A 21,434-nucleotide genomic window follows, 5' to 3' on the forward strand; every position below is an offset into this window, starting at 1 on the left:
GAAAAGTTGGGGGTGCACCTTGGCAAAGGGTCGGGAAAAACCTTTCACCCTCCAGGGCACCCCTCTTCCCTCCAGCGCTCACTTGGTCGCCGCAGCATCCGCCAAGTCCTTGATTTTCGGTCACTGCTGAGAGGCCTTCACGCGCGGCACGGGTCTTGATTAGGGAGAGCCCGAGATGGATCACGTGTCCCGGGCATCCGTGTGCGTGTGGTGGGGAAGGGTGGGGAGCGGACAATGGTGATGGGGTGGAGGGGTCGGTTCGTCCTGCTGGCGTCTTTGGTGGCAGGGACGATGGCGTGTCACGAGGAGGACCAGACGCGCGGGGTGAAGGCCACGGCGGTGCTGGACGTGGACGCGCTCGACTTCGGCGAGGTGCCGGTGGGCGAGTGGCGTGAGAAGGAGGTCCGCATCCGCAACGTCGGCTACGTGCCCTTCTCCGCGCTGGAGGCGTTGGGGCTGGGCAACAACCCGTCCTACCAGGTGGAGCTGACGGACGGAGGAGGCCGCGTTCCGCCGGGCGAGTCGCACGTCGTCAAGGTGCGCTTCCACCCGCTGGCCGAAGGGCCGGTGGAGGAGACGCTGCGCGTGACGACGGACGCCAACGTGGGCGCCCTGCAGCAGCTGCCCGTGCAGGGCCTGGGCACGCCCACGCGCATCGGCGTCAACCCGCCGGTGCTGGACTACGAGACGCTGGAGGTGGACAGCGACCGCACGCTGGAGGTCACCGTCACCAACCCGGTGGACCTGCCGCTGACGCTGAAGGTGGCGGGCGAGAGCGCGGATCCGTTCACCGCGGACACCATCACCGTGCCGCCCAACAGCACGCAGGTGGTGAAGACGAAGTACCTGCCCCGCGCGCTGGGGCAGATGGGCGCGCGGCTGGAGGTCGTGTCCTGCGAGACGTGCACTCCGTCCGTGGTGGACCTGAAGGGCAACTCCGTGGCGAGCGCCTTCGTGTTCGACCCGGCGCCCGTGCCCTTCGACGAGATTCCGGTGCACGAGCGCACCGAGTCCTTCACCCGCGCGCGCAACATCACCTGGCGCCCGGTGACCATCTCCGCGCTGGCCACCAGTGACCGGGCCTTCTCGCCGCTGTCCAAGCCGGAGGGCGCCACGGTGCAGCCGGGCGAGGTGGTGGAGATGCGCATGGAGTTCGCCGCGCGCTTCTCCGGCCCCAACGTGGGCAACCTCACCGTGGCGTACGCGTCCGACAAGGCGCGTGAGTCGCGCGTGATGCTGGATGCGCGCGGTGGCCGGCCCACGCTGGCGGTGGCCCCGGTGGCGCTGGACTTCGGCGAGCTGCCGGTGGGCGGCAAGGTGGAGCAGGTCATCCGCATCACCAACGCGGGCAGCAATGGCCCCCTCACCTTCACCGGCGTGCGCGCGGACGGCGACGCGGTGCAGTTCAACGTGGCCACGCCCACGCGCGGCACGCAGAACTACCCCTGGAAGGGCGGCACCTGGCCCACGCTGGAGGCCAACGGCCTGCAGATCAACCCGGGCGACGACGCACTGGAGCTGAAGGTCTACTTCGAGCCCAGGAACGAGGGCACCTTCACCGCCACGCTCTACGTGCAGTCCAACGACCTCTTCACGCCCGAGCGAGCCATCACCCTGACGGGGCGCGCCCGCACGTCCGGCCCCTGCGTGTACGAGCTGTTGCCGCAGCCGTCGCTGGAGTTCGCCAACGTGGTGCCGGGCCGCGGCGCGGTGCTGGGCTTCTACTTCCGCAACCCGGGCCGGGCCGAGTGCGCCATCAAGAACGTGCACCTGTCCAATGACGGCGGCGGCGTATTCACCATGCCGGGCGGTCCCATCACGGGCGGCGTGGTGCTCTACGACACGGCCTTCAGCTCCATGATTGCCTTCCGCGCGCCCACCACGGGCGGCGAGTTCAACGGCGAGCTGATGCTCACCGTCAACAACCCGGCCCACCCCACGGTGACGCTGCCCATCCACGCGGTGTCCAACCCGTCGTGCCTGGTGGCCACGCCGTCCTTCGTGGACTTCGGGCCCATCCGCTACGACTGCCCGGCGAAGCCGCGCAAGACGTTCCTGTCCAACCGCTGCAGCGAGCCGCTCACCGTGGCGGACGCCATCATCGGCAACGGCACGTCCAAGCAGTTCTCCCTGCTCACGCCGGTGACGTCGCCCATCACGCTCCAGCCCGGCGAGGGCTTCGAGATGGAGGTGGACTACGCCCGCAACGTGCTGGGCCAGCACTACAGCCCGCTGTACTTCCAGACGGACACGGAGGCGAACCGCTTCCTCGTCCCGATGCTGGCGGAGACCAACCACGAAGGCATCCAGGTGGACCGCTTCACGCAGGGCACCGACAGCCAGCTGGACGTGCTCTTCGTCGTCTCCAACACCACCACCATGGAGACGTACCAGCAGCGCCTGCGCAACGCGATTCCCGGGTGGCTGACACGCGCCAGGGAGCTGAACGTGGACGTGCGCGTGGGTGTCACCAGCACGGGCCTGGTGCAGCGCCCGGGGCTGTGCGGCGGCGGCGCCAACGGCGGTGAGGCCGGCCGGCTCTTCCCGGTGGACGGCAGCCGCGCCCGCGTGGTGTCCGGCAACAGCGCCAACGCGGCGGCCACCATCCAGTCCAACCTCGACGTGGGCCTGTGCCACAACCTGGTGCAGGGCCTGGAGACGATGCGCCAGGGCCTGTCCGCCCCGCTGTCCGACCAGGCCGACGATGTCCGCACCCCGCAGCCCAACGACGGCAACCTGGGCTTCACCCGCGCCGCGGCCCGCATGGCGGTGGTGGTGCTGGCGGACGAGGACGACCACTCCGGCTTCGAACCGGACAGCTACATCCAGTTCCTCCAGACGCTGAAGGGCACGGGCATGTCCCAGCGCAGCAACCTGCACGCGCTCGTCCCCGCCGGGACGTCCTGCTCCACCGCCGGGTCCAGCGCGGATCGCTTCACCTCGGTGGCCCGGGGCACGGGCGGCTCCGTGGGCTCCATCTGCGAGGGTGACTACCGCGGGTTCCTGGACCCCATCATCCAGCAGGCCGGTGAGCCGCAGGCGGACTTCCACCTCACCGCGACGCCGGACGGCACCGCGGAGATGAGCGTGCGCGTGAATGGCCGCACGCTGGGTGCGGACCAGTGGACCTACGACGCGGGCCGCAACGCGGTCATCTTCGCGGCGGGCTCCGTGCCCACCCCGGGCCAGGCCGTGGAGATCCGCTACCGCAGCATCTGCGCCGCGACGCCGTAGCCGGAACAGGTTCGTGACGCAGCGCGGCCGGGCCGGTCCCAGAGGGGGTCGGCCCGGTTCGCGTTTTTGCGGAAGCCCGGGCTTTTGAGATCCGCGCTGACACGGCTATCGTCACGGCCGGAGTGGAAACGTTCGGCCGCTATGAATTGCTGCGCAAGCTGGCCACCGGCGGCATGGGGGCCGTCTATCTGGCCCGGCAGAAGGGGCCGGTCGGGTTCCAGAAGCTGCTGGTGGTGAAGCGGCTGTTGCCCCACCTGTCGGAGGACGACGAGTTCCTCCAGATGTTCCTGGACGAGGCGCGCATCGCGGCGCTGCTCAACCACCCCAACATCGCGCAGATCTACGAGATGGGGGACGTGGACGGGCAGTACTACATCGCGATGGAGTACGTGCACGGCGAGCCGCTGGGCTCGCTGGTGCCGCGCGCGTCGGCGCACCCGGGCGGGTTTCCCCTGGGCCTGCGGTGCCGGATCATCGCGGAGGCGGCGGCGGGCCTGGACGCGGCGCACAACGCGCGCAGTCCGTCCGGCCGGAAGCTGTCGCTCATCCACCGGGACGTGTCGCCGCAGAACGTGCTGGTGGGCTTCAACGGCGGCGTGAAGCTCATCGACTTCGGCGTGGCGAAGGCGCAGGGCAAGCTGTCGCAGACGGTGGTGGGCACCATCAAGGGCAAGCACGCGTACATGTCCCCGGAGCAGGCGCGGGGCGAGCCGCTGGATGCGCGCTCGGACGTGTTCGGCCTGGGGACGGTGTTCTACGAGCTCTTGACGGGCGGCCGCCTGTTCAAGCGCGAGACGGAGATGGCCACGCTGAAGGCCGTCGTGGGACACAAGATCGTCCCGCCGTCGGAGGCCGTGCCCGGGATTCCGAAGTCGTTGGATCCCATCGTCTTCAAGGCGCTGGCGCGCAAGCGCGACGACCGCTTCTCCACCGCGGGCGAGCTGCAGCTGGCGCTGGAGGAGTTCCTCCAGCAGGAGAAGCTGCCCGGCACCAGCGCGCACCTGGCGGCGTTCATGCGGGACGTGTACTCGGACGAGCTGGAGGAGGAGCGCTTCGCGGCCGAGCCGACGATGATCTACTTCGACCCGCGCCTGATGGCCCGGCCGGGAAGTGCCGCGCCCGCGAAGGCACCGGCCCCCGGGGCGACGCCGTCCGCGGGCAAGGCGCAGGCCCCGGCGAAGACGCCGCCGCGCGCGCCGGAGCCGTCGGTGAGCCAGTCGTCGACGAAGGCCGCCGCGCGCCCGGAGGACTCCGGCGTGGGAGCTGCCGCGGAGCGGACCTCGCGCACGAAGGAGAACTCCGGACTGAGCCGCCCGGAGGCCCGGCCCGTGAGGACGCGGGAGAACACGGGCGTGAGCCTGGCGGACACGCGCCCCCTGCACGACGAGGACGCGGGCCGTCCCACCGCGAAACACGAGGCCATGCGCGGCGAGGCTCGCGCCTCCACCGGGAAGTTCGATGCCGTGCGCGGCGAGGACGCGGGTCCGGCTCGCGCCTCCACCGCGAAGCATGAGGCCGTGCGCGGCGAGGACGCGGGTCCGGCTCGCGCATCCACCGCGAAGCATGAAGCCGTGCGCGCGGAGACCGGCCGCTCGTCCACCGCCCAGTTCGGCGCCGTGCGCGCGGAGGGCTCGAAGTCGTCCCGTCCGACCGAGGGCTCCACGGGAAGCCGCTCCGCGGCGAAGGCCGTGAAGGCCACCGGGGACGCGACGGGGAGCCGCTCCGCCGCGAAGGCCGTGCGTGCGTCGGAGGACTCCGTTGGGACCAAGGCGCCCGCGAAGACGGGACGCACCGAAGGCTCCGTGTCCTCCGCCCGGCGCCCCGTGCGCGGCAACGGGCCCGACTCCGACAAGTAGGCTCCAGCCGGAGCCGCGCGCCTACAGGCTCGCCAGGGCCACGCGGTACAGCGCGCGGTAGCCCATGCGCGGCGCCACTTCGAAGCGCTCCGCGTTGAAGATGTCGCGCAGCAGCGCCTGCCCGTCCGGCGTGGACTGCAGCCCCAGGAGCGCCGTCTCCAGCGCGGCCACCAGCGGCACGGGCAGCCCCATGGCCACCGGCACGCCGTCGTTGGGGGCCTCGTCCGTGTACGCCAGGAGCTCGAACTTCGCGCCCATGCCCCGCCCCAGCACGTCCTCCACGCCCGTGGTGAACGTGAGGCCCGTGGAGGACGGCGGACAGAAGACGCTCGTCACGTCCGCCCTGCCCTCCAGCACCGCCTCCAGCGCGCCCTGGTACGAGCCCGTGAACTGCTGCGACACGAACGCGCGCGACGGCTCCAGCCCCTGCGTCTTCAGGAACGCGCTGGGCAGGAGGTAGCCCGCCACCGAATCGCGGTCCACCCACGCCGCCTTGGCGCCCTTCAGCTTCTCCAGCGTCAGCCCGGAGCCCGCCCGCCCCACCAGCGCGGAGCGGTAGCTGGACATGCCCCGGCGCACCCCGCGCGTCAGCACCCGCACGCCCATGGCTTCCATGCGCGCGCAGACGAAGGGTGGCGCCCAGGCCGCGTCCGCTCGCCCGGACAAGAGGTCCTTGGCCAGCGTCTCGTAGCTGGTGGCGACGTTCACCTCCACCAGCTTGCCCAACGCGCGCTGCAGGAACGACGCGAGCCGTTCCGCACGCTCGCGCGCCGTCTCACTGCCCAAGGACGGAGGCAGACCGAAACGGAAGGAGTGCCGCGAACCGGAGGGGACGTGCGGGGTCATACAATTCCCTGCTTACCCCTGCTGGTCCAACCGCGCCACTTCATCGTCCGCCAGACCGAACGTTGCCTGGAGCAGATCCAGGATCCGCTGCTCCGCGGTGCTCGTCCGCCCGGACGCATGGGCGATCTTCGTGGCCAGCTGGTACGCCTTGACGCGCTGCGAGTGAGTGGCCAGCCCGTGCGCCAGGACATGAAGCCGCTGCGGCAGCCCGTCCGTGGCCAGCGCGGCCACGGACTCGCTCACGAAGCCCTGCGCCCGCTCCGGGCTCACGTTCTGGAAGAGCGGATCCGCCGCGAAGCTCTCCACCATCGCGCGCGCCTCCGCCTCCTTCAGCTGGCCGTCCGCCGCCAGCACCAGGACCATCACCTCCGCGAACAGCCGCTCCAGGGGCTCGCCCAGCGCCTCCGACAGGCTGCCCCCCTGCTCGATGACGTCGATGATCTGCGCGACCTCGTCCTCGGAGATGCCCAGCGCCGCCTGGAACGTCTTGAGCAGCCCCAGCTCGGAGCGGGTGGCCCGCTGGTCCGCCAGCGCCACCGCCGCCGCCAGGCCGAAGGCCAGCATCCGGTTCTTGTGGTCCGGCAGCCGCCGGCGCAGCGAGGAGAGGACATCCTCCAGGTTGCGCGCCTCCGCCAGCCGCACCGCGCTGGTCTCCACCAGCAGGTTCAACTCACCCGACTGCGTGCCCTCGAACTCCGGGCGCTCCAGCACTCGTGCCAGCAACGTCTGCATCTCGCGCTGGGACACGCTGCCGTCCGCCATCGCGGCCAGCAGCATGGCTTCCACCAGCGCCGCGTTGCGCTCCTTGCGCGCCTTTACTGCCTGCTCTCGAGCCATGGACTCGCGCTCCCTTGCGTCTCGTTGGTGGGGGGGGTGGCCACGGGCCCGTCTTCCGTCGCGTTCAGCGGGTCCGGGTTCAGCGTCTTGTCCAAGAGGTGCGTGGGCCGCACGTTCGACATCGCGTTGAGCAGGCTCTGGCGGACGTTGGGGATCTCCTTGCCCAGGTCCTCCACCAGCTTCTGCATCCGCTTGCGCTGCAGGTTCTCCTGCGACCCGCACAGGTCGCAGGGGATGATGGGGAACTGCTTCGCCTCCGCGAACTGGATGATCTCCTTCTCCGGCGCGTAACACAGCGGCCGGATGACCACGTTGCGGCCGTCGTCGCTCTTCAAGAGCGGCGGCATCGCCTTGAGGCTCCCGGCGAAGAACATGTTCAGGAGCATCGTGTGGATGAGGTCGTCGCGGTGGTGGCCCAGGGCAATCTTGTTGCAGCCCAGGTGCACGGCGGCGTTGTAGAGGATGCCCCGGCGCAGGCGCGAGCACACCGAGCACTGCGTCTTCCCGGGCGGGGTCTTCTCCAGGACGATGCTGTAGGTGTCCTCCTTCAGCATCTTGTAGGCGTAGCCCTCACGCTGGAAGTAGCCCTCCAGGATGTGGCCGGGGAAGCCGGGGTGGCCCTGGTCCAGGTTCACTGCCAGCAAGTCGAACTTCACGGGGGCTCGCCGCTGCAGCTCACGCAGCAGGTGGAGCATCGTGTAGGAGTCCTTGCCTCCCGACACGCCCACCATGATGCGGTCCCCGGCCTCGATGAGGCGGAAGTCCGCGATGGCCCGGCCCATGTGGCCAAGCAGGCTTTTTTCAAGACGTTGGGCGTCGTTCATCGGCGGGGCCATCCTAGCGGCGGTTCGGGAAAAAACACGTCAAAGGGGCGGGCCGGTCCGCTAGCCTGCTCCCCGCGATGCCGACCTTCCCTCAGGGTGCCTTGGATGTGGTGGACCGCGCGGGCGAGGAAGCCGCCACGCGGGTGCTGGAGGCCGCGCCGGAAGTGGCGGTGGACCTGGAGGCGGACGCCATGCACGCCTTCCGCGCCCGCCTGTGCTTCCTCCAACTGGGCACCGACACGGACATCTTCCTCTTCGACACGCTCCAGCCGGGCGTGGATCCGCGCCTGCTCTCCCCCATGATGGAGGACCCCGCGCGCACCAAGTACTTCCACGCCGCCCAGGGCGACCTGCAGTTCCTGGCGGAAGCGGGCGTGCGCGTGCGCGGCCTCTTCGACACGCACCGCGCGGTGACGCTGCTGGGGTGGCCCAAGGTGGGCCTGGCGGACCTGGCGCGCGAGCGGCTGGGTGTGGAGCTGCCGAAGGAGCACCAGCAGTCCGACTTCTCCCTGCGTCCCCTGCCGCCGGGCATGCGGGACTACATCGCCAACGACGTGCGCTACCTCTGTGAGCTGGGCCGCCAGGTGCGCGACGCGTGCCGCGAGGCGGACATCCTGGAAGAGGTGCTGCTGGACTGCGAGCGCATGTGCGCGGAGGCCGAGGCCCGGCCGGAGGTGGGCGCCGAGTACAAGCCCAAGCTGTCGCGCACGGGCCTCAGCACTGCCCAGTACGCGCTCGCACATGCCATCGCGCAGGGGCTGCACAAGCTGCGGCTGGAGTGGGCGGAGAAGGACAACGTGCCCATGGGCCGCATGCTGTCCAACATGGCCATCACCGACCTGGCCCTGAAGCAGCCGGACACGCACAAGGACCTGGCGCGCGCGGCCGGCGTGCGGGGCGCGGTGGTGCGCGCGCACGGCGACGACATCCTCGCCCTCATCCGCGACCTTCAGCAGAAGGCCACCCGGGGCGAGCTGGACCTGGACCGCGAACCCAAGGGTCCGCGCGACCCCCACCGGCGCAAGCGCGAGGACGCGCTCAAGGCGTTCCGCGTCGAGCAGGCCACCCTGCGCAAGGTGACGCCCAGCGTGGTGCTCACCAATCCGCTCATGGACGCGCTCGCGTCGAAGCCGCCCGCGGACGTTTCCGAGCTCTCCCAGCTGCCGTACCTCGGGGATAAACGGATCAAGCTGTACGGCGACAAGCTGGTGGCGTTGCTCAAGCCCTTTCCGGTGCTGGAAAGCTGACGTTCGCCCACGACGAAGAGGCAACTGCTGTACGATTCGGCCGAATCGTGCGCGGCGCTTCTGCATCCCTTGCCGGCTCGCTGTCCATGACCCCGGAACGCAGGTGTTGAGGCCCCATCTGCGCCTCCGGTGCTGGTTGCGAGAACGGCGTCCGTGCGTACCTTTGACGCCGCACAAAGGGAGGGCGTGGTCATGTTGGGAGCCAGGACAGGCGGGGCGCGGATAGAGGTCTCCCGGTGCATCGCCGCGAGCCTGAAGTGCCAGACGGCCTGCGAGGCCGGCATGGCACGCCTGAAGGCCCAGGGCGTCGCGGCGGACGACGACGCGGTGCGCCTGCTGCGCCAGTGCGCGGAGCTGTGCGAGCTCAACGTGCGCGCGCTCCAGAAGGAGAGCCGCCTGTCACGCCGCACCGCCAGCCTGTGCTTCGAGCTGGGCAACCAGGTGGCCCGCGCCGCGTGGCTGGAGGCGCAGGACCCGGACGCGCACGCGCTCGCGAGGGACGCGCTGCACCTGGCGCGCGCGTGCAGCCCGCTGGTGTTCGCGGCCTGAGGCTCTAAAGGGCGCTAGAGCTTGATGCCGTACAGCGCGCCGTACTTCGCGCGCAGGTACTGGAGGAAGTCCTTGTCCGTGAGCCCCTCGCCGGTGATGGCGCGCACGCGCTCCTCCGCGGGCAGCCGGAAGCCGTGCGAGTGCAGGTTCGCGCGCAGCCACCCCAGCAGTGACGACGTGTCGCCCCGCGACAGGTCCGACTCCAGCGACGGCAGCGCCCGGTTCGCGGCGGTGTACAGCGAGGCCGCGTACAGGTTGCCCAGCGAGTACGTGGGGAAGTAGCCCAGCTCGCCCCAGGCCCAGTGGATGTCCTGGAGCACGCCCTGCGTGTCGTCCGGGGGCGTGATGCCCAGGTAGCGCCGCATGCGCTCGTTCCACGCGGACGGCAGCTCCGACACGGGCAGCTCGTCGCGCAGCATCGCCAGCTCCAGCTCGTAGCGCAGGGCGATGTGCAGGTTGTACGTGACTTCATCCGCCTCCACGCGGATGAGCGACGGCACCACGTGGTTGATGCCCGCGTGGAAGCCATCCAGGTCCACGTCCGCCAGCGCCTCCGGGAAGGACTCCTTCAACGCGGGGAAGTGGCTCACCCAGAAGGCGCGGCCGCGGCCCACCAGGTTCTCCCACAGGCGGGACTGGGACTCGTGCAGGCCCATGGACGGCACGGACGCCAGCGGCGTGCGGTGGTGCTCCGGGGAGAAGCCCTGCTCGTACAGGCCGTGGCCCGCCTCGTGGAGCGTGCCGAAGAGGGCGGCCGGCGGCCACACCGGATCCAGGCGCGTGGTGAGGCGCACGTCCTGCGCGTGCACGCTGTTGGTGAAGGGGTGGATGCTCACGTCCTGGCGGCCCGCCTCCAGGTCGAAGCCCACGGCCTTGAGCAGCCGCATCGTGAACTGCCACTGCTGGCCGGTGTCGTAGGTGCGGCCGGAGAGGAACGCGGGGAAGGCCCGCTTCTGCTCACCCAGCGCGGCCACCATGGGGATGAGTGCCTCACGCAGCGCGGTGAGCACCGGCGTCAGGCGCTTCACGCGCATGCCGGGCTCGAAGCCTTCCAGCAGCGCGTCGTAGCGCTCGCCGTCGTGGCCCTGCGCGTCCGCCTGTTCGCGGCGCAAGGCCAGCAGCGCCTCCAGCGCGGGCTGGAAACGCTCGAAGCGCTTCGTCGTGCGCGCCTCGCGCCAGGCCTGGAGGCCCTCCCCCTGCGCCTCCGCCAGCGCGGTCACCAGCCGGGCGGGCAGGCGCACGGCGCGGTCCCGCTCCCGGGTGAGGACGCGCACCATGGCGCGCTCGTCGGGCGTGAGGGCCTCGAAGTCCTGGCCCCCTTCCCCGGCGCGGGCCAGGGCCTCTCCCAGGCGCGGGTCCACCAGCCGCTCGTGGTGGATGGCCTGGACGGTGGCCAGCTGCTGGGCGCGGGCGGAGGCCGCCTTGGAGGGCAGGTAGACTTCCCGGTCCCAGGAAGCCAGGTTGATGACGCTGTTCAGGTCGTTCAGCTCATGCATCCGTGCGCGCAGCCAGGAGTCCATGGCCTGTGTTTCTAGCGCGCTTCCAGGGTATGAGGACGCCCGCGATGGCCAACATCCTCCAATTCTTCATGGCACCCGACGACGAGGTCGCCTTCTTCCGTCACCTGGAGCGACACGTCCTGGAGGTCTACCCCCGGCGCGTGCCGCCGGACTGGGTGCCCTTCCGGGCCAACCCGGACAACATCTCGCGCCTGCCGGAGGAGGACCTCTACCTGGTGGCCAGCGAGATTGGCCCCGCCATGGTGGACAAGGTGAAGCGCGGCCCGGACAAGGGCTTCTGGCGCATCGACGAGGTGCGCTCGCCCGTCATCTTCATCGAGCGCTCGCGCCGCAACGAGGAGGGCGAGCTGCTCAGCGGGAAGATGTGGGTGGAGCTGGAGGTGACGTCCCAGACGGGCCGCCGCGACGCGGCCCCGGACAAGTTCCGCCGCCTCTACATGGAGGTGGAGGAGTTCGTGAAGAAGACCTTCCGCCGGGGTGACCCGAAGGACTTCTTCGTCGGCAACCGCGCCGCGCGCCTCTTCAAGGAGGGGCTGGTGCTGCGCGACTCCGCCTTCCGAGGCGGCACGGTGGTGCCGCACAAGTAGTCGCTTCCGGGCCGGGGGCTTCCCCCGGCCCTTCGCGTCCCTAGCTGCCGGTCGCGGCCGACGCGGACTGGCGCAGGAGCGGGGCCTCGGAGACGAACTTCAGCTCCGGGTGCTTCTCCTCGGCGTGCTGGAGCGCCCAGTCGTCGCGGAAGAGCACCAGGGGCAGCCCGTCGCGGTCCTGCACCGTCTGGCGGTTGCCTTCCCAGTCGAACGACTTCGGTTCGAAGTTCTGGCCCACCACCCACCGGGCGTGGCTGAAGGGCAGCCGGTCCAGGGCGATCTTCGCGCCGTACTCGTGCTCCAGGCGGTACTGGAGCACTTCGAACTGGAGCGCGCCCACCACGCCGACGATGGGGTCCTTCATGCCCATGGCCAGCTGCTGGAAGATCTGCACCGTGCCCTCTTCGGACAGCTGCTCCAGGCCCTTCTCCATCTGCTTGCGGCGCAGCGGATCCTTCGAGCGCACCACCGCGAAGAACTCCGGGCTGAAGCGCGGCACGCCTTCGAACAGCACGTCCTGCGAGCCCTCCGCCAGCGAGTCGCCGATGCGGTACTGGCCCGGGTCGAACAGGCCGATGACGTCCCCCGGCCACGCGTCTTCAATGGACGTGCGCTCGGCGGCGAGGAACTGGCTGGGCTTCGCGAGCCGCACCTCCTTGCCCAGGCGCGAGTGGAACGCGTTCATGCCCTTGACGTAGCGGCCGGACACCACTCGCATGAACGCGATGCGGTCGCGGTGCGCGGGGTCCATGTTCGCCTGAATCTTGAAGACGAAGCCCGCGAACTTCGGGTTCGTGGGCTCGCGAGGGCCCTGCGTGGTGGGCCGCGACGTGGGCGCGGGCGCCAGGTCCAGGAACGCGTCCAGGAAGGGCCGCACGCCGAAGTTGGTCATCGCGCTGCCGAAGAACATGGGCGACAGCTGCCCCACGTCCGACTTCTCACGAGTGAATTCATCCCCGCCGATGTCGAGGAGCTCGATGTCCTCCTGGAGCTTCGCCAGCTCCGTCTCGGTGAGCACCGACTTGATTTCCTCCGAGTCGATGGACACCGAGCGCTCCACCACTTCCGACTCGCCGTGCGAGCCCTCCGCGGAGAACACGTGCACCACGCGCGCCTGCCGGTCGTAGACGCCCCGGAACTCCGGCCCCATGCCGATGGGCCAGTTCATGGGGTAAGAGCGGATGCCGAGCACCTGCTCCAGCTCGTTCATCAGCTCCAGCGGTTCGCGGCCGTAGCGGTCCAGCTTGTTGACGAAGGTGAAGATGGGGATGCCGCGCATGCGGCACACCTTGAAGAGCTTCTTCGTCTGGGGCTCCACGCCCTTCGCCGCGTCGATGAGCATCACCGCCGCGTCGGCGGCGGACAGCGTGCGGTAGGTGTCCTCGGAGAAGTCCTGGTGGCCCGGGGTGTCCAGCAGGTTCACCGCGTGGTCGCGGTAGCTGAACTGGAGCACGGATGAGGTGACGGAGATGCCGCGCTCCTTCTCCAGCTCCATCCAGTCGCTGGTCGCGTGCCGCCGCGCCCGCTTGGCCTTCACACTGCCTGCCAGATGGATGGCGCCGCCGTACAGCAGCAGCTTCTCCGTCAGGGTTGTCTTTCCCGCGTCGGGGTGGGAGATGATGGCGAAGGTCCGTCGCCGGGCGACCTCCCTCTCGAGCTCATTGGCCATGATCCGAGGCCAACTATCACGGGCGGTCGTTCCTTGCAGCTGTGCAAGCAGCGCCTGGAGGTCCGGCCGGGCTCCGGCCCTCCGGGGCAGCCCTCCCTCAGGCCCACATCGGAGCACGCCATGCAGCGCATCCTCCATGCCACCGGCACCCCCTGGGAGCCCCGGGTGGGCTACTCGCGGGCGGTGCGCACGGGCCCCTTCGTGTCCGTCTCCGGCACCACCGCCACGGACGCGGACGGCCAGCTCGTGGGTGAAGGGGACGCATACCGGCAGGCGGCCCAGGCGCTCGCCAACATCCGCGCCGCGTTGGAGGCGGTGGGCGCCCGGCTGGAGGACGTGGTGCGCACGCGCATGTACGTCACCGACATCTCGCGCTGGGAGGAGATTGGCCGCGCCCACGGTGAGGTGTTCGCGGCCATCCGCCCCGCCACCTCCATGGTGGAGGTGAAGGCGCTCATCGACCCGCGGATGCTGGTGGAAATCGAAGCGGACGCGGTGGTGGCATCCGCCCTGCCCTGACGGCCCCTACGCCTCGGGGGGTGGACCCGAAAGCAACGGCATCACGTCCACGGCGTCGCACGGGAAGATCGCCATGTGCGGATGATTTTCGAACATCTTCGCCGCGGCTTCATGCGACGGCGCGCGCACGACGACGAAAACGGTCAGCTCGTTCACGACGTCCGCCACGCCCTCCAGCGACGTCCGCTTGGTTTTGCCGAGCGGGCCGCCCTCGTAGACGATGGCGTCCCGGTACTTCTCGTCCCAGGCCTTCAGGGCGGCGAAGCCTTCTTGGTCCTTCGCGCGCTTCTCGTCCTCGGACATCGCATACCAGGCCCGCCAGCGCGGGCTCGTCTTGTTGCTGAGGAAGACCGCGAGATAGGTGCCGTCCGTGCTCATGCGTGCGCCTCCCTTTGCGCTTGTGCGTGAGCCCCCCGGGCCACACGCGGGGAGACAATATCCCCATCCGGGCGCCTAGAAGTCGGGGGTGACGTCGGTGGGCACGTCGTCCGGCGCGCCGGGGTTGCCGGGCTCGGGCGTCACGGCTTCGCCGGTGCCTTCCGGAGGCGTCACGTCGCCGCGCAGCTCCACCTCGGGGCAGGCCTGGAAGGTGCCCACGCGGCTGCCGGCCACCTCCGTGCAGTTCTCCGGGCGGCCCGAGTCCGAGCACTGGAGGAGGACGCGGTAGACCTCCTTCTCCTGCTTGTCCCAGCAGGCGCTGCCCACGTAGTAGGTGTTCGCCGCGATGTCGCCGCCCCAGGCGCGCACGTCCACGCGTCCGCCGGAGCCGGGGATGTGGCGCACGGTGGAGAGCACCTTCTCCTTCGCGGAGGTCGCGGTGCCGGGCAGGTTGTACGGGCCGAGCACTCGCACGCGGGTGACGCCGGTGGCTTCAATCTTGTGGCCCACGAAGGCGCCGGTGACGGCGTCGTGCATGGCGGGGTTCGGGGTGAAGTTGGCCAGCCGGTACGCCAGCGACTTGCTGCCCTTGCCGAAGTGGGCGAACGACATCATCAGCTTGCCCTGGCCCGCGTAGGACGGCGCCACCGCCTTGAGGTTGTCCAGGGAGATGGCCAGCGTGCCCCGGCCGCGGTGCGCATCACCGCTGCGCTTGAGCGCGCCCGCCGCGATGAGCTTGTAGGGGACGTCGTCCGCGCTGTTCAGCGGACGGGCCTCCAGCTTCCACTGGTAGCGCCCACCCGCGCCCTTGCGGATGGCGAGCGTGAAGGTGGCGTTGGCGCGGTCGGTGGGGCCATACACCAGCACGTCGCCGGGCTGCTCGTTGGCGGCCTGCTTCGCCAGGTCCGCGATGGGCACCAGCGCCTGACGGAGCGTGTCGTTGAGCGCCTTCACCTCCAGGCGGGCGCCCTCCAGCATCGCGGCGCCCTGGCCGTCGAGCGAGGCCTCCACCTGCATCAGGTCCTGGGCCACGAGCGCGGCGCCGTCCTGCGCGAGCGCATCCGTGTTGATCTCCAGCGACGTGCCCGCGAAGTCCGGCAGGGACTCCAGAGCCTCTTGATCATCCACCCCGCCGCACGCCGTCGAAAGCACCAGGGCCGCACCCACCGCCAACGTCTTGTTCCAGCGCATCGTCATCCTCCAGGTCGAACAGGTTCGCATGACTGCCTGCTGTTCCTTCCAACCCGGCAGCCCCGGCGCGGTTGCGGGGCGGGGAATTTTTCCCGCGAAGGGCCGCCATGTGCGCGGGTGTCAGCCCGCGGGGTGGTCGCCCTCCCGGGGAGCCCCTACCTTTCAGGGACCATGGGCGTCGAATGGAAGAGCAACATCGACATCGCGGACGCGCTGGAGCGGGTGGCGGACCTGCTGGAGACGCAGGACGCGATGCCCTTCCGGGTGGGGGCCTATCGCAAGGCGGCGGCGACCATCGCGAACTGGCCGGACTCCGTGGCGCAGGTGCTGGCCGCGGAGGGCGAGGCGGGCCTGCGGGCGTTGCCCGGCGTGGGCAAGAGCATCGCGGGGACGGTCGCGGAGCTGGTGCGCACGGGACACGTGGGGCTGCTCGAACGGCTGGAAGGTGAGGCTTCCCCCGAGAGCCTGCTCGCCAGCGTTCCTGGTATCGGACCGGAGCTGGCCAGGCGCATCCACGAAGCGTTGGACATCTCCACGCTGGAGGCGCTGGAGCTGGCCGCGCACGATGGACGGCTGGAGCGGGTGGAGGGTTTCGGGCCCCGGCGCGCGGAGCAGGTGCGCGAGGTGCTGGCGGCGCGGCTGGGGCGCAACCGGCGCGAGCGCGAACGGGCGCGCTCTCACGGGGGCGAGGACGGGCCGCGTCCGTCGGTGGCGCTGCTGCTGCGAGTGGACGCGGACTACCGGCGCAGGGCGGAGGCCGGGGAGCTGCGTCGCATCGCGCCCAAGCGCTTCAACCCATCCGGCGAGGCCTGGCTGCCGGTGATGCGCGAACACGTGGACGACTGGAACTTCCGCGCGCTGTTCTCCAACACTGCGCTGGCGCACCAGCAGGACGCCACGGATGACTGGGTGGTCCTCTACTACGACCAGGACGACGTGGAAGGGCAGTACACCGTGGTGACCTCCCACGTCGGCCCGCTCCATGGCAGACGCGTGGTGCGCGGGCGCGAGGACGAATGCCTCGCGTACTACTCCCGCAGGGATGCGGCGCACGAAGCACCGCACGCGGGGGCGTAAACCACGTCCACGGCAAGACGAGTCGTATCGAGAGCACGGCGTCTCACGCGCCATGCCACTGGATGGGCACTCTGCCTAAATGCGACGGAATTCGGCACCCATCTCGCCCGTCTCATGGTCCGCAATACTCAGCTGACGATGCTCACACTGATTGGGCGACACTGACGGCACGCTATGACCCCAGTCAGGAAGGCTGCTTCGGCACGCACGAAGCCAGCGGACCACGCACGAGCGCTCAACGGCTACAATGGCATTCAGAGCAAGGTTGTGTTCGTGCCTGGGCCCTGTTTGCAAAGGCCGAAGCGTCTCTAGCCGCCTTGGGCCTGGCGGTGTAGCTGCCCCTGGATGGACATGTAGACGAGTCGGGAGAACACGCGGATGTTCTCGGAGCCTAGGGAGCCACCGAAGATCGGCGGCACCTGATACCCGTAGCACTCGTCAGGCTGCGGGCGGACCTCTTTGTTCCAGAGGAGCTCGGCCATCTGCGCCATCAGCAATTCCCGCCCCTGCTCCGACTTGAGCAGTGCCTCGAACTCTTTGAGGGAGGGCGCGACGGTTTTGAGGTTGCCCTCAAGTGCATCAAGTAGCTGGACCTCCCCACTCGGCCGGAGCAAGAAGGCGTCGCCGAAGAGAGTCGCGGCCAGCGGGTAGCAGGGGCCATCGACGAGCCACGCCCAGTCAGCCAGAAGTCTCTGCCACTCCTCCCGGGGGGGTTCCACGAACAGCGGAAAGGACATTCCGCCATTCTAGCTGGGCGCGAAGCCAGGCGGCGAGTCGCGGACCGGAAGTCACAGCCACAGCCGAATGACGGCGTGCACAACCATGGCGAGGTAGCACTGGCCGCGCTTCTCCTAGCGGGTGGCCAACCGGCGGCTTCTGTGGCGGCAGCAAGGGAGCAAGCCGCTCCCACTCGGCGTCAGTCAGGTCTTTGCGGCCCACGCCTCGGGAACAACCGGGCCGCCTCGACCTATCTGCAAACAGGACCTAGAAGATTCAAGGGCTGGCGCTCCGCGCGACACGGGGCAGGCGTTGCATGAGCCCGCCCCGTGCGCCGCCGACTCACGGCGCCGGTGAGTACACGTCCACGGCCGCGCGCGCGCCGCCGCTTCCACTGCCACCCGCGACGAGCACGCGGCCGGAGGGCAGCAGGGCCAGGCCGTGGTGCGTGTTGCGCGTGGACTGGACGCCCGCGAGCGTCCACGCGTTCATCGCGACGTCATACACCTCCGCCGAGTCGAGCACGCCCAACCCCGAGCCACCCTCCCCCGTCACCACCAGCACGCGGCCCGTGGACAGCGCTGTGGCGTGCGGCAGGTAGCGCGGCATGTTCATGGACGCCACGGTCCTCCAGGTGCCTTGTGCCACGTCGTACAGCTCCGCCGAGCGCAGCGGTCCATCCACGCCCCAGCCGCCCGCCACCAGCACCTGGCTGCCATTGGCCAGCGGCACCGCGATGTGGCCGTAGCGCGCCACCGCCATGGACGCCGTGGGCCGCCACGTGCCCGTGGACGGATTGAACAGCTCCGCGCTCGCGGTGATGGCGTCCGCCCCGGTGGAGCTGCCGCCCATCACCAGCACCTCGCCCGAAGGCAGCGGCACGGCCGCATGATACGTGCGCGCGTGTGCCATGGAGTTCGTGGGGCTCCAGGTGCCCGTGGCCGGGTTGAACAGCTCCGCGCTGGCGAGCGTGGAGGAGGTGCTCGCACCCGACGCACCACCCGTCACCAGCACCTGGCCGGAGCCCGGGAGCAGCGTCGCGGTGTGACGGGCCCGTCCCGTCCCCAGGTCTCCCATCTGCGTCCAGGTCCCCGTGGCCGGCGCGTACACCTCCGTGGCGGACAGCCAGGTGGAGGCGTCCCGCTGCCCGCCGCTCACCAGCACGCGGCCGTCATTCAGGGGCGTGGCCGAGTGCAGGAAGCGCGCGGTGCGCAGCGAGCCGGTGTCCTGCCAGCTGTTCGTCGCCTCGTCGTACAGCACGGCGCTCACGAGCGCCGCGCCCGAGGAGGACGCCCCGCCCACCACCAGCACGTCGCCCGTGTTCAAGCGGGTGGCGCTGAGCTGCGAGCGCGCGGAGCCCAGGCTCGCGGCCGTGCTCCACGGCAGGGCGGACGGGCGGTAGCGCTCCGCGGTCGCACTGAGCGAACCCACCTGGGGCACGCCGCCCAGCACGAGGACCTCTCCCGACGGGAGCAGCGCGGCGGCGTGGCTGATGCGGCGCGAGGACATCGTCGCCGTCGCCGTCCAGACACCGGTGGCCGGAGTGTAGAGCGCGGCGCTGTCCAGGTAGGGCTGGCCGCCCGTGGAACCGCCCGCCACCAGCACCTGCCCGGAGGTGAGCAGCGTCGCGGTGTGGAAGACGGACTGGGACGGCAGCAGGCCCTGGGGCGTCCAGGTGCCGGTGCCTGGGTCGAACAACTCGGACGTGTTCGTGGCGAGGCTGCCCGCGAAGCCGCCCGCCACCAGCACCTGCCCGGACAGCAGCAGCGTCGCCGTGTGCCCCGTGCGCTGCGTGACCATGCGGCCCACCGCCGTCCACTCACCCGTCGCGGGGTCATAGCGCTCCGCCGTCGCGAGCACGTTCCCGTTGGCGCTGTCCCGGCCGCCCGTCACCAGCACCTTCCCATCCGGCAGCAGCGTCGCCGCATGGCCCAGGCGGGCCGCGCTCATCCGGCCGGTGACGGACCAGGAGTGGGTCGCGGGGGAATAGATCATCACGCTGGACAGCGCGTTGCCAAAGCCGCTGTCGCCGCCCACCACCAGCACCCGGCCGTCGGGGAGCAGCGTCGCGGTGTGCTGGGAGCGGGGCAGGTCCAGTCCCGTCGCGGCGGACCAGCTGTTGGTGTCCGGGGCGAAGAGCTCCGCGCCGGCCGAGGCCAGCACGGAGGTGCCTCCGCCCACCACCAGCACCTTGCCGGAGGCCAGCAGCGTGGCGGTGTGGCGCTGGCGGCTCGTGGCCATGGCGCCCAGCGAGAACCAGCGGCCGGTGCGTGGATCATACAGCTCCGCGGCGGACGTGCCCCCGCCCGCGACGAGCACATAACCATTGCGCAGCAGGGTGGCCGTGGCATCCACGCGCACGGAGGCCATGGTGCCGGCGCTGCCCCACGAGGACGCGTCCAGGCGCGAGGTGGAGGTGGAGGTGGAGGGAGCGTCAATGAAAGACGGGGCTTCGGGGGCACAGGCTGTCGCGCACGCAAGCGCGAACGCGGCCAGCAGGCCGTGAAAACGGATACGGATCATCGAGGGGGACTTCCTTCACTTCATGGGGATGCGGCTCTCACCGCATGGGGGGGCGGCCCCTTAACCCAGACGAAGGGAAGACAACAGCGGAATTCCTATCAATCATCATCCGCGGGTATCATCGGGATTCATGAGAATGATTCTCGCCGCCGCGCTGGCCTCCCTCCTGTGTGGCTGTGGCGCGACCCAGCCCGTCGTCGAAACCCACTACCGCTCCCACTCCCTCCAGGAGCAGGGCGACCTCCGGGTCGGCGAATACATCTCCTCCCAGTGGTCACTCCAGACCGCGTCCTATTGGATTGAAGGTCCGGAGGGCCTGGTCCTCATCGACACGCAATTGCTGCCCTCCGCGCTGCGCAAGGAGCTGGCGTTCGCGAGGGACGTCACCGGCAAGGAGGCGAAGCTCGCCATCGTCCTCCACGCGAATCCAGAGAGCTTCAACGGCACGGCCCTGCTCAAGGAGTTGGGCGTTCCAGTCGTCACCTCCGGCCCGGTGCGCGAGCGCATCCCCGCGGTCCACGAGAAGTGGGCGCCCTCCCTCTTCAAGCAGTACTGGAACGGCCGCTATCCCCGGGAGCTCGTGCTCGCGGACAGCTTCGGTGACAGCACCCGGGAGCTGAGCGCGGCGGGTGTCACGCTGAAGGCCCACGTCCTGGGTGCGGGCTCCAGCGCGGCCCACGTCGTCGTGGAATGGGAGGGCCACCTCTTCACCGGAGACCTCGTCGCGCGGGACACGCACACCTGGTTTGAAGGCGGCGACACCACCGAGTGGCTCCAGCGCCTGGATGAGTTACGCGCCTTGAAGCCGAAGTGGATCCACCCGGGGCGTGGCCTGCCCGGCGGGCCGGAGCTGCTGGACGCGCAGATCGCCTACGTCCAGGCCGTGCGCGAGGAGGTGACCCGCGAGCGGCGCGCGGAGCACCCCAGCGCGGATCCGCTCGCCGCGGTGGAGGCGAAGCTGAAGGAGCGCTACCCCGGCTACGCCCACGCGAAGCTCCTGCCCCATGTAGTCCGCGCGGAGTGGGCCCGGCAGGCACCCCGGCCCCGGCCCTGAGGCTTCAGCTGCTCGCGGACGTGTAGTGGCGGATGGACATCAGCCACACCCACCGCGCCATCGCCGCGAACGCCACCGCGCCCACCACCGCGCCCACGAGCCACGTCCACGGCAGCCGGCCCAGCAGCGCGAGCGCGGGGAAGGTGGTCATCAGCGCCAGCGGGATGATGAAGGTGAACACCCACGCCAGCGAGCCCCGGAACACCGAGGACGGCCACCGGGCCGCGTCGAAGATGGACGTGAACAGGTACGTGAGGTTGTCCACCTTCACCACGAAGAAGGCCGCGCTCACCACGAGGATCCACATCGAGTAGAGGATGAGCATGCTCGTCCCGAGCAACACCAGCGACGCGAACACGCCCGGCAGCGACGGCCAGCGCCCCAGTGAGATGAACGCGTAGACGAACAGCCCCACGCCGGACAGCACGTTCACCGCGCGCCACGGCAGGAAGCGCTGCGTGGACACCAGGAACTGCGCGTCCGCGGGCTTGAGCAACACGAAGTCCAGCGTGCCCTTGCGGATGTGCTCCACCATGCCCGTGAGGCTGGGGCTGATGGCGCCCTCCAGCACGCCCTGGAGCAGCGTGAACCAGCCCACCACCAGCAGCGACTCCTGGAACGTCCACCCCTCGATGCTGGGCCGCGTGCCGAAGACGACGAACAGCGGCGCCAGCGCGGTGAACGTCCACGCGAGTGAAGTCAGCCCCTCCGCCAGGAAGTCCGCGCGGTACTGCAACGCCAGGAGCCCGGAGGCCTTCAGCTGCACGCCCAACAGGCGCAGGTAGCGCTTCGCGTTCACCACCGCC

At 70.1% G+C, this 21,434-nt stretch carries 18 protein-coding genes; 8 read left to right on the plus strand and 10 right to left on the minus strand.

Annotation, left to right across the window (positions count from 1 at the left end):
• Positions 1-234: 234 nt before the first annotated feature.
• Positions 235-3,234, plus strand: a complete 3,000-nt coding sequence (locus tag D7X30_RS35345) for a choice-of-anchor D domain-containing protein (protein ID WP_120567380.1) — start codon at positions 235-237, stop codon at positions 3,232-3,234.
• A gap of 122 nt (positions 3,235-3,356) precedes the next feature.
• The gene (locus D7X30_RS43730; RefSeq protein WP_304984746.1) at positions 3,357-5,090 is read left to right on the plus strand and encodes a serine/threonine protein kinase; all 1,734 of its coding nucleotides are present in this window, start codon (positions 3,357-3,359) and stop codon (positions 5,088-5,090) included.
• Positions 5,091-5,111: 21 nt separating this feature from the next.
• On the opposite strand, the gene D7X30_RS35355 is transcribed toward D7X30_RS43730, so the two are convergent.
• From D7X30_RS35355 to ttcA, 3 genes are read right to left on the minus strand one after another with little or no spacing between them, the layout of a single operon-like run.
• A complete protein-coding gene (locus D7X30_RS35355; protein ID WP_120567381.1) occupies positions 5,112-5,936 on the minus strand; it encodes a phosphate/phosphite/phosphonate ABC transporter substrate-binding protein in 825 nt (274 codons plus the stop codon).
• Positions 5,937-5,948: 12 nt separating this feature from the next.
• A complete protein-coding gene (locus tag D7X30_RS35360) occupies positions 5,949-6,773 on the minus strand; it encodes a tellurite resistance TerB family protein (protein ID WP_120567382.1) in 825 nt (274 codons plus the stop codon).
• Positions 6,752-7,609 (minus strand): tRNA 2-thiocytidine(32) synthetase TtcA, encoded by an 858-nt coding sequence (gene ttcA, locus D7X30_RS35365; protein ID WP_120567383.1) that lies wholly within the window; start codon positions 7,607-7,609, stop codon positions 6,752-6,754. Before ttcA ends, D7X30_RS35360 begins: the two co-directional genes overlap by 22 nt.
• Before the next feature lie 65 nt (positions 7,610-7,674).
• Between ttcA and D7X30_RS35370 the strand changes: the two genes are divergently transcribed.
• Together D7X30_RS35370 and D7X30_RS35375 are read left to right on the plus strand one after the other, a co-directional pair.
• Positions 7,675-8,844: a ribonuclease D gene (locus tag D7X30_RS35370; protein WP_120567384.1), complete on the plus strand. Its 1,170-nt coding sequence runs from the start codon at positions 7,675-7,677 to the stop codon at positions 8,842-8,844.
• Between the two features lie 282 nt (positions 8,845-9,126).
• The gene (locus D7X30_RS35375) at positions 9,127-9,393 is read left to right on the plus strand and encodes a hypothetical protein (RefSeq protein ID WP_233591996.1); all 267 of its coding nucleotides are present in this window, start codon (positions 9,127-9,129) and stop codon (positions 9,391-9,393) included.
• A 14-nt stretch (positions 9,394-9,407) separates the two neighbouring features.
• On the opposite strand, the gene D7X30_RS35380 is transcribed toward D7X30_RS35375, so the two are convergent.
• Positions 9,408-10,913: a carboxypeptidase M32 gene (locus D7X30_RS35380; RefSeq protein WP_120567386.1), complete on the minus strand. Its 1,506-nt coding sequence runs from the start codon at positions 10,911-10,913 to the stop codon at positions 9,408-9,410.
• Between the two features lie 44 nt (positions 10,914-10,957).
• On the opposite strand from D7X30_RS35380, the gene D7X30_RS35385 reads away from it, so the two are divergent.
• Complete coding sequence (locus tag D7X30_RS35385; protein ID WP_120567387.1) at positions 10,958-11,500, plus strand: hypothetical protein; 543 nt, start codon at positions 10,958-10,960, stop codon at positions 11,498-11,500.
• Positions 11,501-11,540: 40 nt separating this feature from the next.
• On the opposite strand, the gene D7X30_RS35390 is transcribed toward D7X30_RS35385, so the two are convergent.
• Positions 11,541-13,169, minus strand: coding sequence for a peptide chain release factor 3 (locus D7X30_RS35390; RefSeq protein ID WP_120567388.1), 1,629 nt, complete (start codon positions 13,167-13,169; stop codon positions 11,541-11,543).
• Between the two features lie 120 nt (positions 13,170-13,289).
• On the opposite strand from D7X30_RS35390, the gene D7X30_RS35395 reads away from it, so the two are divergent.
• Positions 13,290-13,688 (plus strand): RidA family protein, encoded by a 399-nt coding sequence (locus D7X30_RS35395; protein WP_120567468.1) that lies wholly within the window; start codon positions 13,290-13,292, stop codon positions 13,686-13,688.
• 6 nt (positions 13,689-13,694) lie between these two features.
• On the opposite strand, the gene D7X30_RS35400 is transcribed toward D7X30_RS35395, so the two are convergent.
• Positions 13,695-14,066 (minus strand): hypothetical protein, encoded by a 372-nt coding sequence (locus D7X30_RS35400; RefSeq protein ID WP_120567389.1) that lies wholly within the window; start codon positions 14,064-14,066, stop codon positions 13,695-13,697.
• A 75-nt stretch (positions 14,067-14,141) separates the two neighbouring features.
• The gene (locus tag D7X30_RS35405) at positions 14,142-15,257 is read right to left on the minus strand and encodes a hypothetical protein (protein WP_120567390.1); all 1,116 of its coding nucleotides are present in this window, start codon (positions 15,255-15,257) and stop codon (positions 14,142-14,144) included.
• 171 nt (positions 15,258-15,428) lie between these two features.
• On the opposite strand from D7X30_RS35405, the gene D7X30_RS35410 reads away from it, so the two are divergent.
• Positions 15,429-16,334 (plus strand): helix-hairpin-helix domain-containing protein, encoded by a 906-nt coding sequence (locus D7X30_RS35410; protein ID WP_120567391.1) that lies wholly within the window; start codon positions 15,429-15,431, stop codon positions 16,332-16,334.
• A gap of 308 nt (positions 16,335-16,642) precedes the next feature.
• On the opposite strand, the gene D7X30_RS35415 is transcribed toward D7X30_RS35410, so the two are convergent.
• Both D7X30_RS35415 and D7X30_RS35420 read right to left on the minus strand, forming a co-directional pair.
• Complete coding sequence (locus D7X30_RS35415; RefSeq protein WP_120567392.1) at positions 16,643-17,071, minus strand: T6SS immunity protein Tdi1 domain-containing protein; 429 nt, start codon at positions 17,069-17,071, stop codon at positions 16,643-16,645.
• Between the two features lie 322 nt (positions 17,072-17,393).
• Positions 17,394-19,574, minus strand: a complete 2,181-nt coding sequence (locus tag D7X30_RS35420) for a kelch repeat-containing protein (protein WP_233591997.1) — start codon at positions 19,572-19,574, stop codon at positions 17,394-17,396.
• 130 nt (positions 19,575-19,704) lie between these two features.
• Here D7X30_RS35420 and D7X30_RS35425 point away from each other — a divergent pair, with 130 nt between their 5' ends.
• Positions 19,705-20,628: an MBL fold metallo-hydrolase gene (locus tag D7X30_RS35425; RefSeq protein WP_233591998.1), complete on the plus strand. Its 924-nt coding sequence runs from the start codon at positions 19,705-19,707 to the stop codon at positions 20,626-20,628.
• Positions 20,629-20,632: 4 nt separating this feature from the next.
• On the opposite strand, the gene D7X30_RS35430 is transcribed toward D7X30_RS35425, so the two are convergent.
• Positions 20,633-21,427 carry an ABC transporter permease gene (locus D7X30_RS35430; RefSeq protein WP_120567470.1) on the minus strand — a complete coding sequence of 265 codons (795 nt, stop codon included), beginning with the start codon at positions 21,425-21,427 and terminating at the stop codon, positions 20,633-20,635.
• Positions 21,428-21,434: the final 7 nt, after the last annotated feature.

Source organism: Corallococcus sp. AB011P (genome assembly GCF_003611605.1).
Lineage (GTDB): Bacteria > Myxococcota > Myxococcia > Myxococcales > Myxococcaceae > Corallococcus > Corallococcus coralloides.

Bases quoted from the DNA above. Each gene is read 5' to 3' on its own strand.
- D7X30_RS35370 (WP_120567384.1), top strand. From the start codon at position 7,675: ATGCCGACCTTCCCTCAGGGTGCCTTGGATGTGGTGGACCGCGCGGGC.
- D7X30_RS35420 (WP_233591997.1), bottom strand. From the start codon at position 19,574: ATGATCCGTATCCGTTTTCACGGCCTGCTGGCCGCGTTCGCGCTTGCG.
- D7X30_RS35345 (WP_120567380.1), top strand. From the start codon at position 235: ATGGTGATGGGGTGGAGGGGTCGGTTCGTCCTGCTGGCGTCTTTGGTG.
- D7X30_RS35360 (WP_120567382.1), bottom strand. From the start codon at position 6,773: ATGGCTCGAGAGCAGGCAGTAAAGGCGCGCAAGGAGCGCAACGCGGCG.
- D7X30_RS35375 (WP_233591996.1), top strand. From the start codon at position 9,127: ATGGCACGCCTGAAGGCCCAGGGCGTCGCGGCGGACGACGACGCGGTG.
- D7X30_RS35400 (WP_120567389.1), bottom strand. From the start codon at position 14,066: ATGAGCACGGACGGCACCTATCTCGCGGTCTTCCTCAGCAACAAGACG.
- D7X30_RS35355 (WP_120567381.1), bottom strand. From the start codon at position 5,936: ATGACCCCGCACGTCCCCTCCGGTTCGCGGCACTCCTTCCGTTTCGGT.
- D7X30_RS35395 (WP_120567468.1), top strand. From the start codon at position 13,290: ATGCAGCGCATCCTCCATGCCACCGGCACCCCCTGGGAGCCCCGGGTG.
- D7X30_RS35380 (WP_120567386.1), bottom strand. From the start codon at position 10,913: ATGGACTCCTGGCTGCGCGCACGGATGCATGAGCTGAACGACCTGAAC.
- D7X30_RS35405 (WP_120567390.1), bottom strand. From the start codon at position 15,257: ATGCGCTGGAACAAGACGTTGGCGGTGGGTGCGGCCCTGGTGCTTTCG.
- D7X30_RS35390 (WP_120567388.1), bottom strand. From the start codon at position 13,169: ATGGCCAATGAGCTCGAGAGGGAGGTCGCCCGGCGACGGACCTTCGCC.
- D7X30_RS35410 (WP_120567391.1), top strand. From the start codon at position 15,429: ATGGGCGTCGAATGGAAGAGCAACATCGACATCGCGGACGCGCTGGAG.
- D7X30_RS35425 (WP_233591998.1), top strand. From the start codon at position 19,705: ATGAGAATGATTCTCGCCGCCGCGCTGGCCTCCCTCCTGTGTGGCTGT.
- ttcA (WP_120567383.1), bottom strand. From the start codon at position 7,609: ATGGCCCCGCCGATGAACGACGCCCAACGTCTTGAAAAAAGCCTGCTT.
- D7X30_RS35415 (WP_120567392.1), bottom strand. From the start codon at position 17,071: ATGTCCTTTCCGCTGTTCGTGGAACCCCCCCGGGAGGAGTGGCAGAGA.
- D7X30_RS35385 (WP_120567387.1), top strand. From the start codon at position 10,958: ATGGCCAACATCCTCCAATTCTTCATGGCACCCGACGACGAGGTCGCC.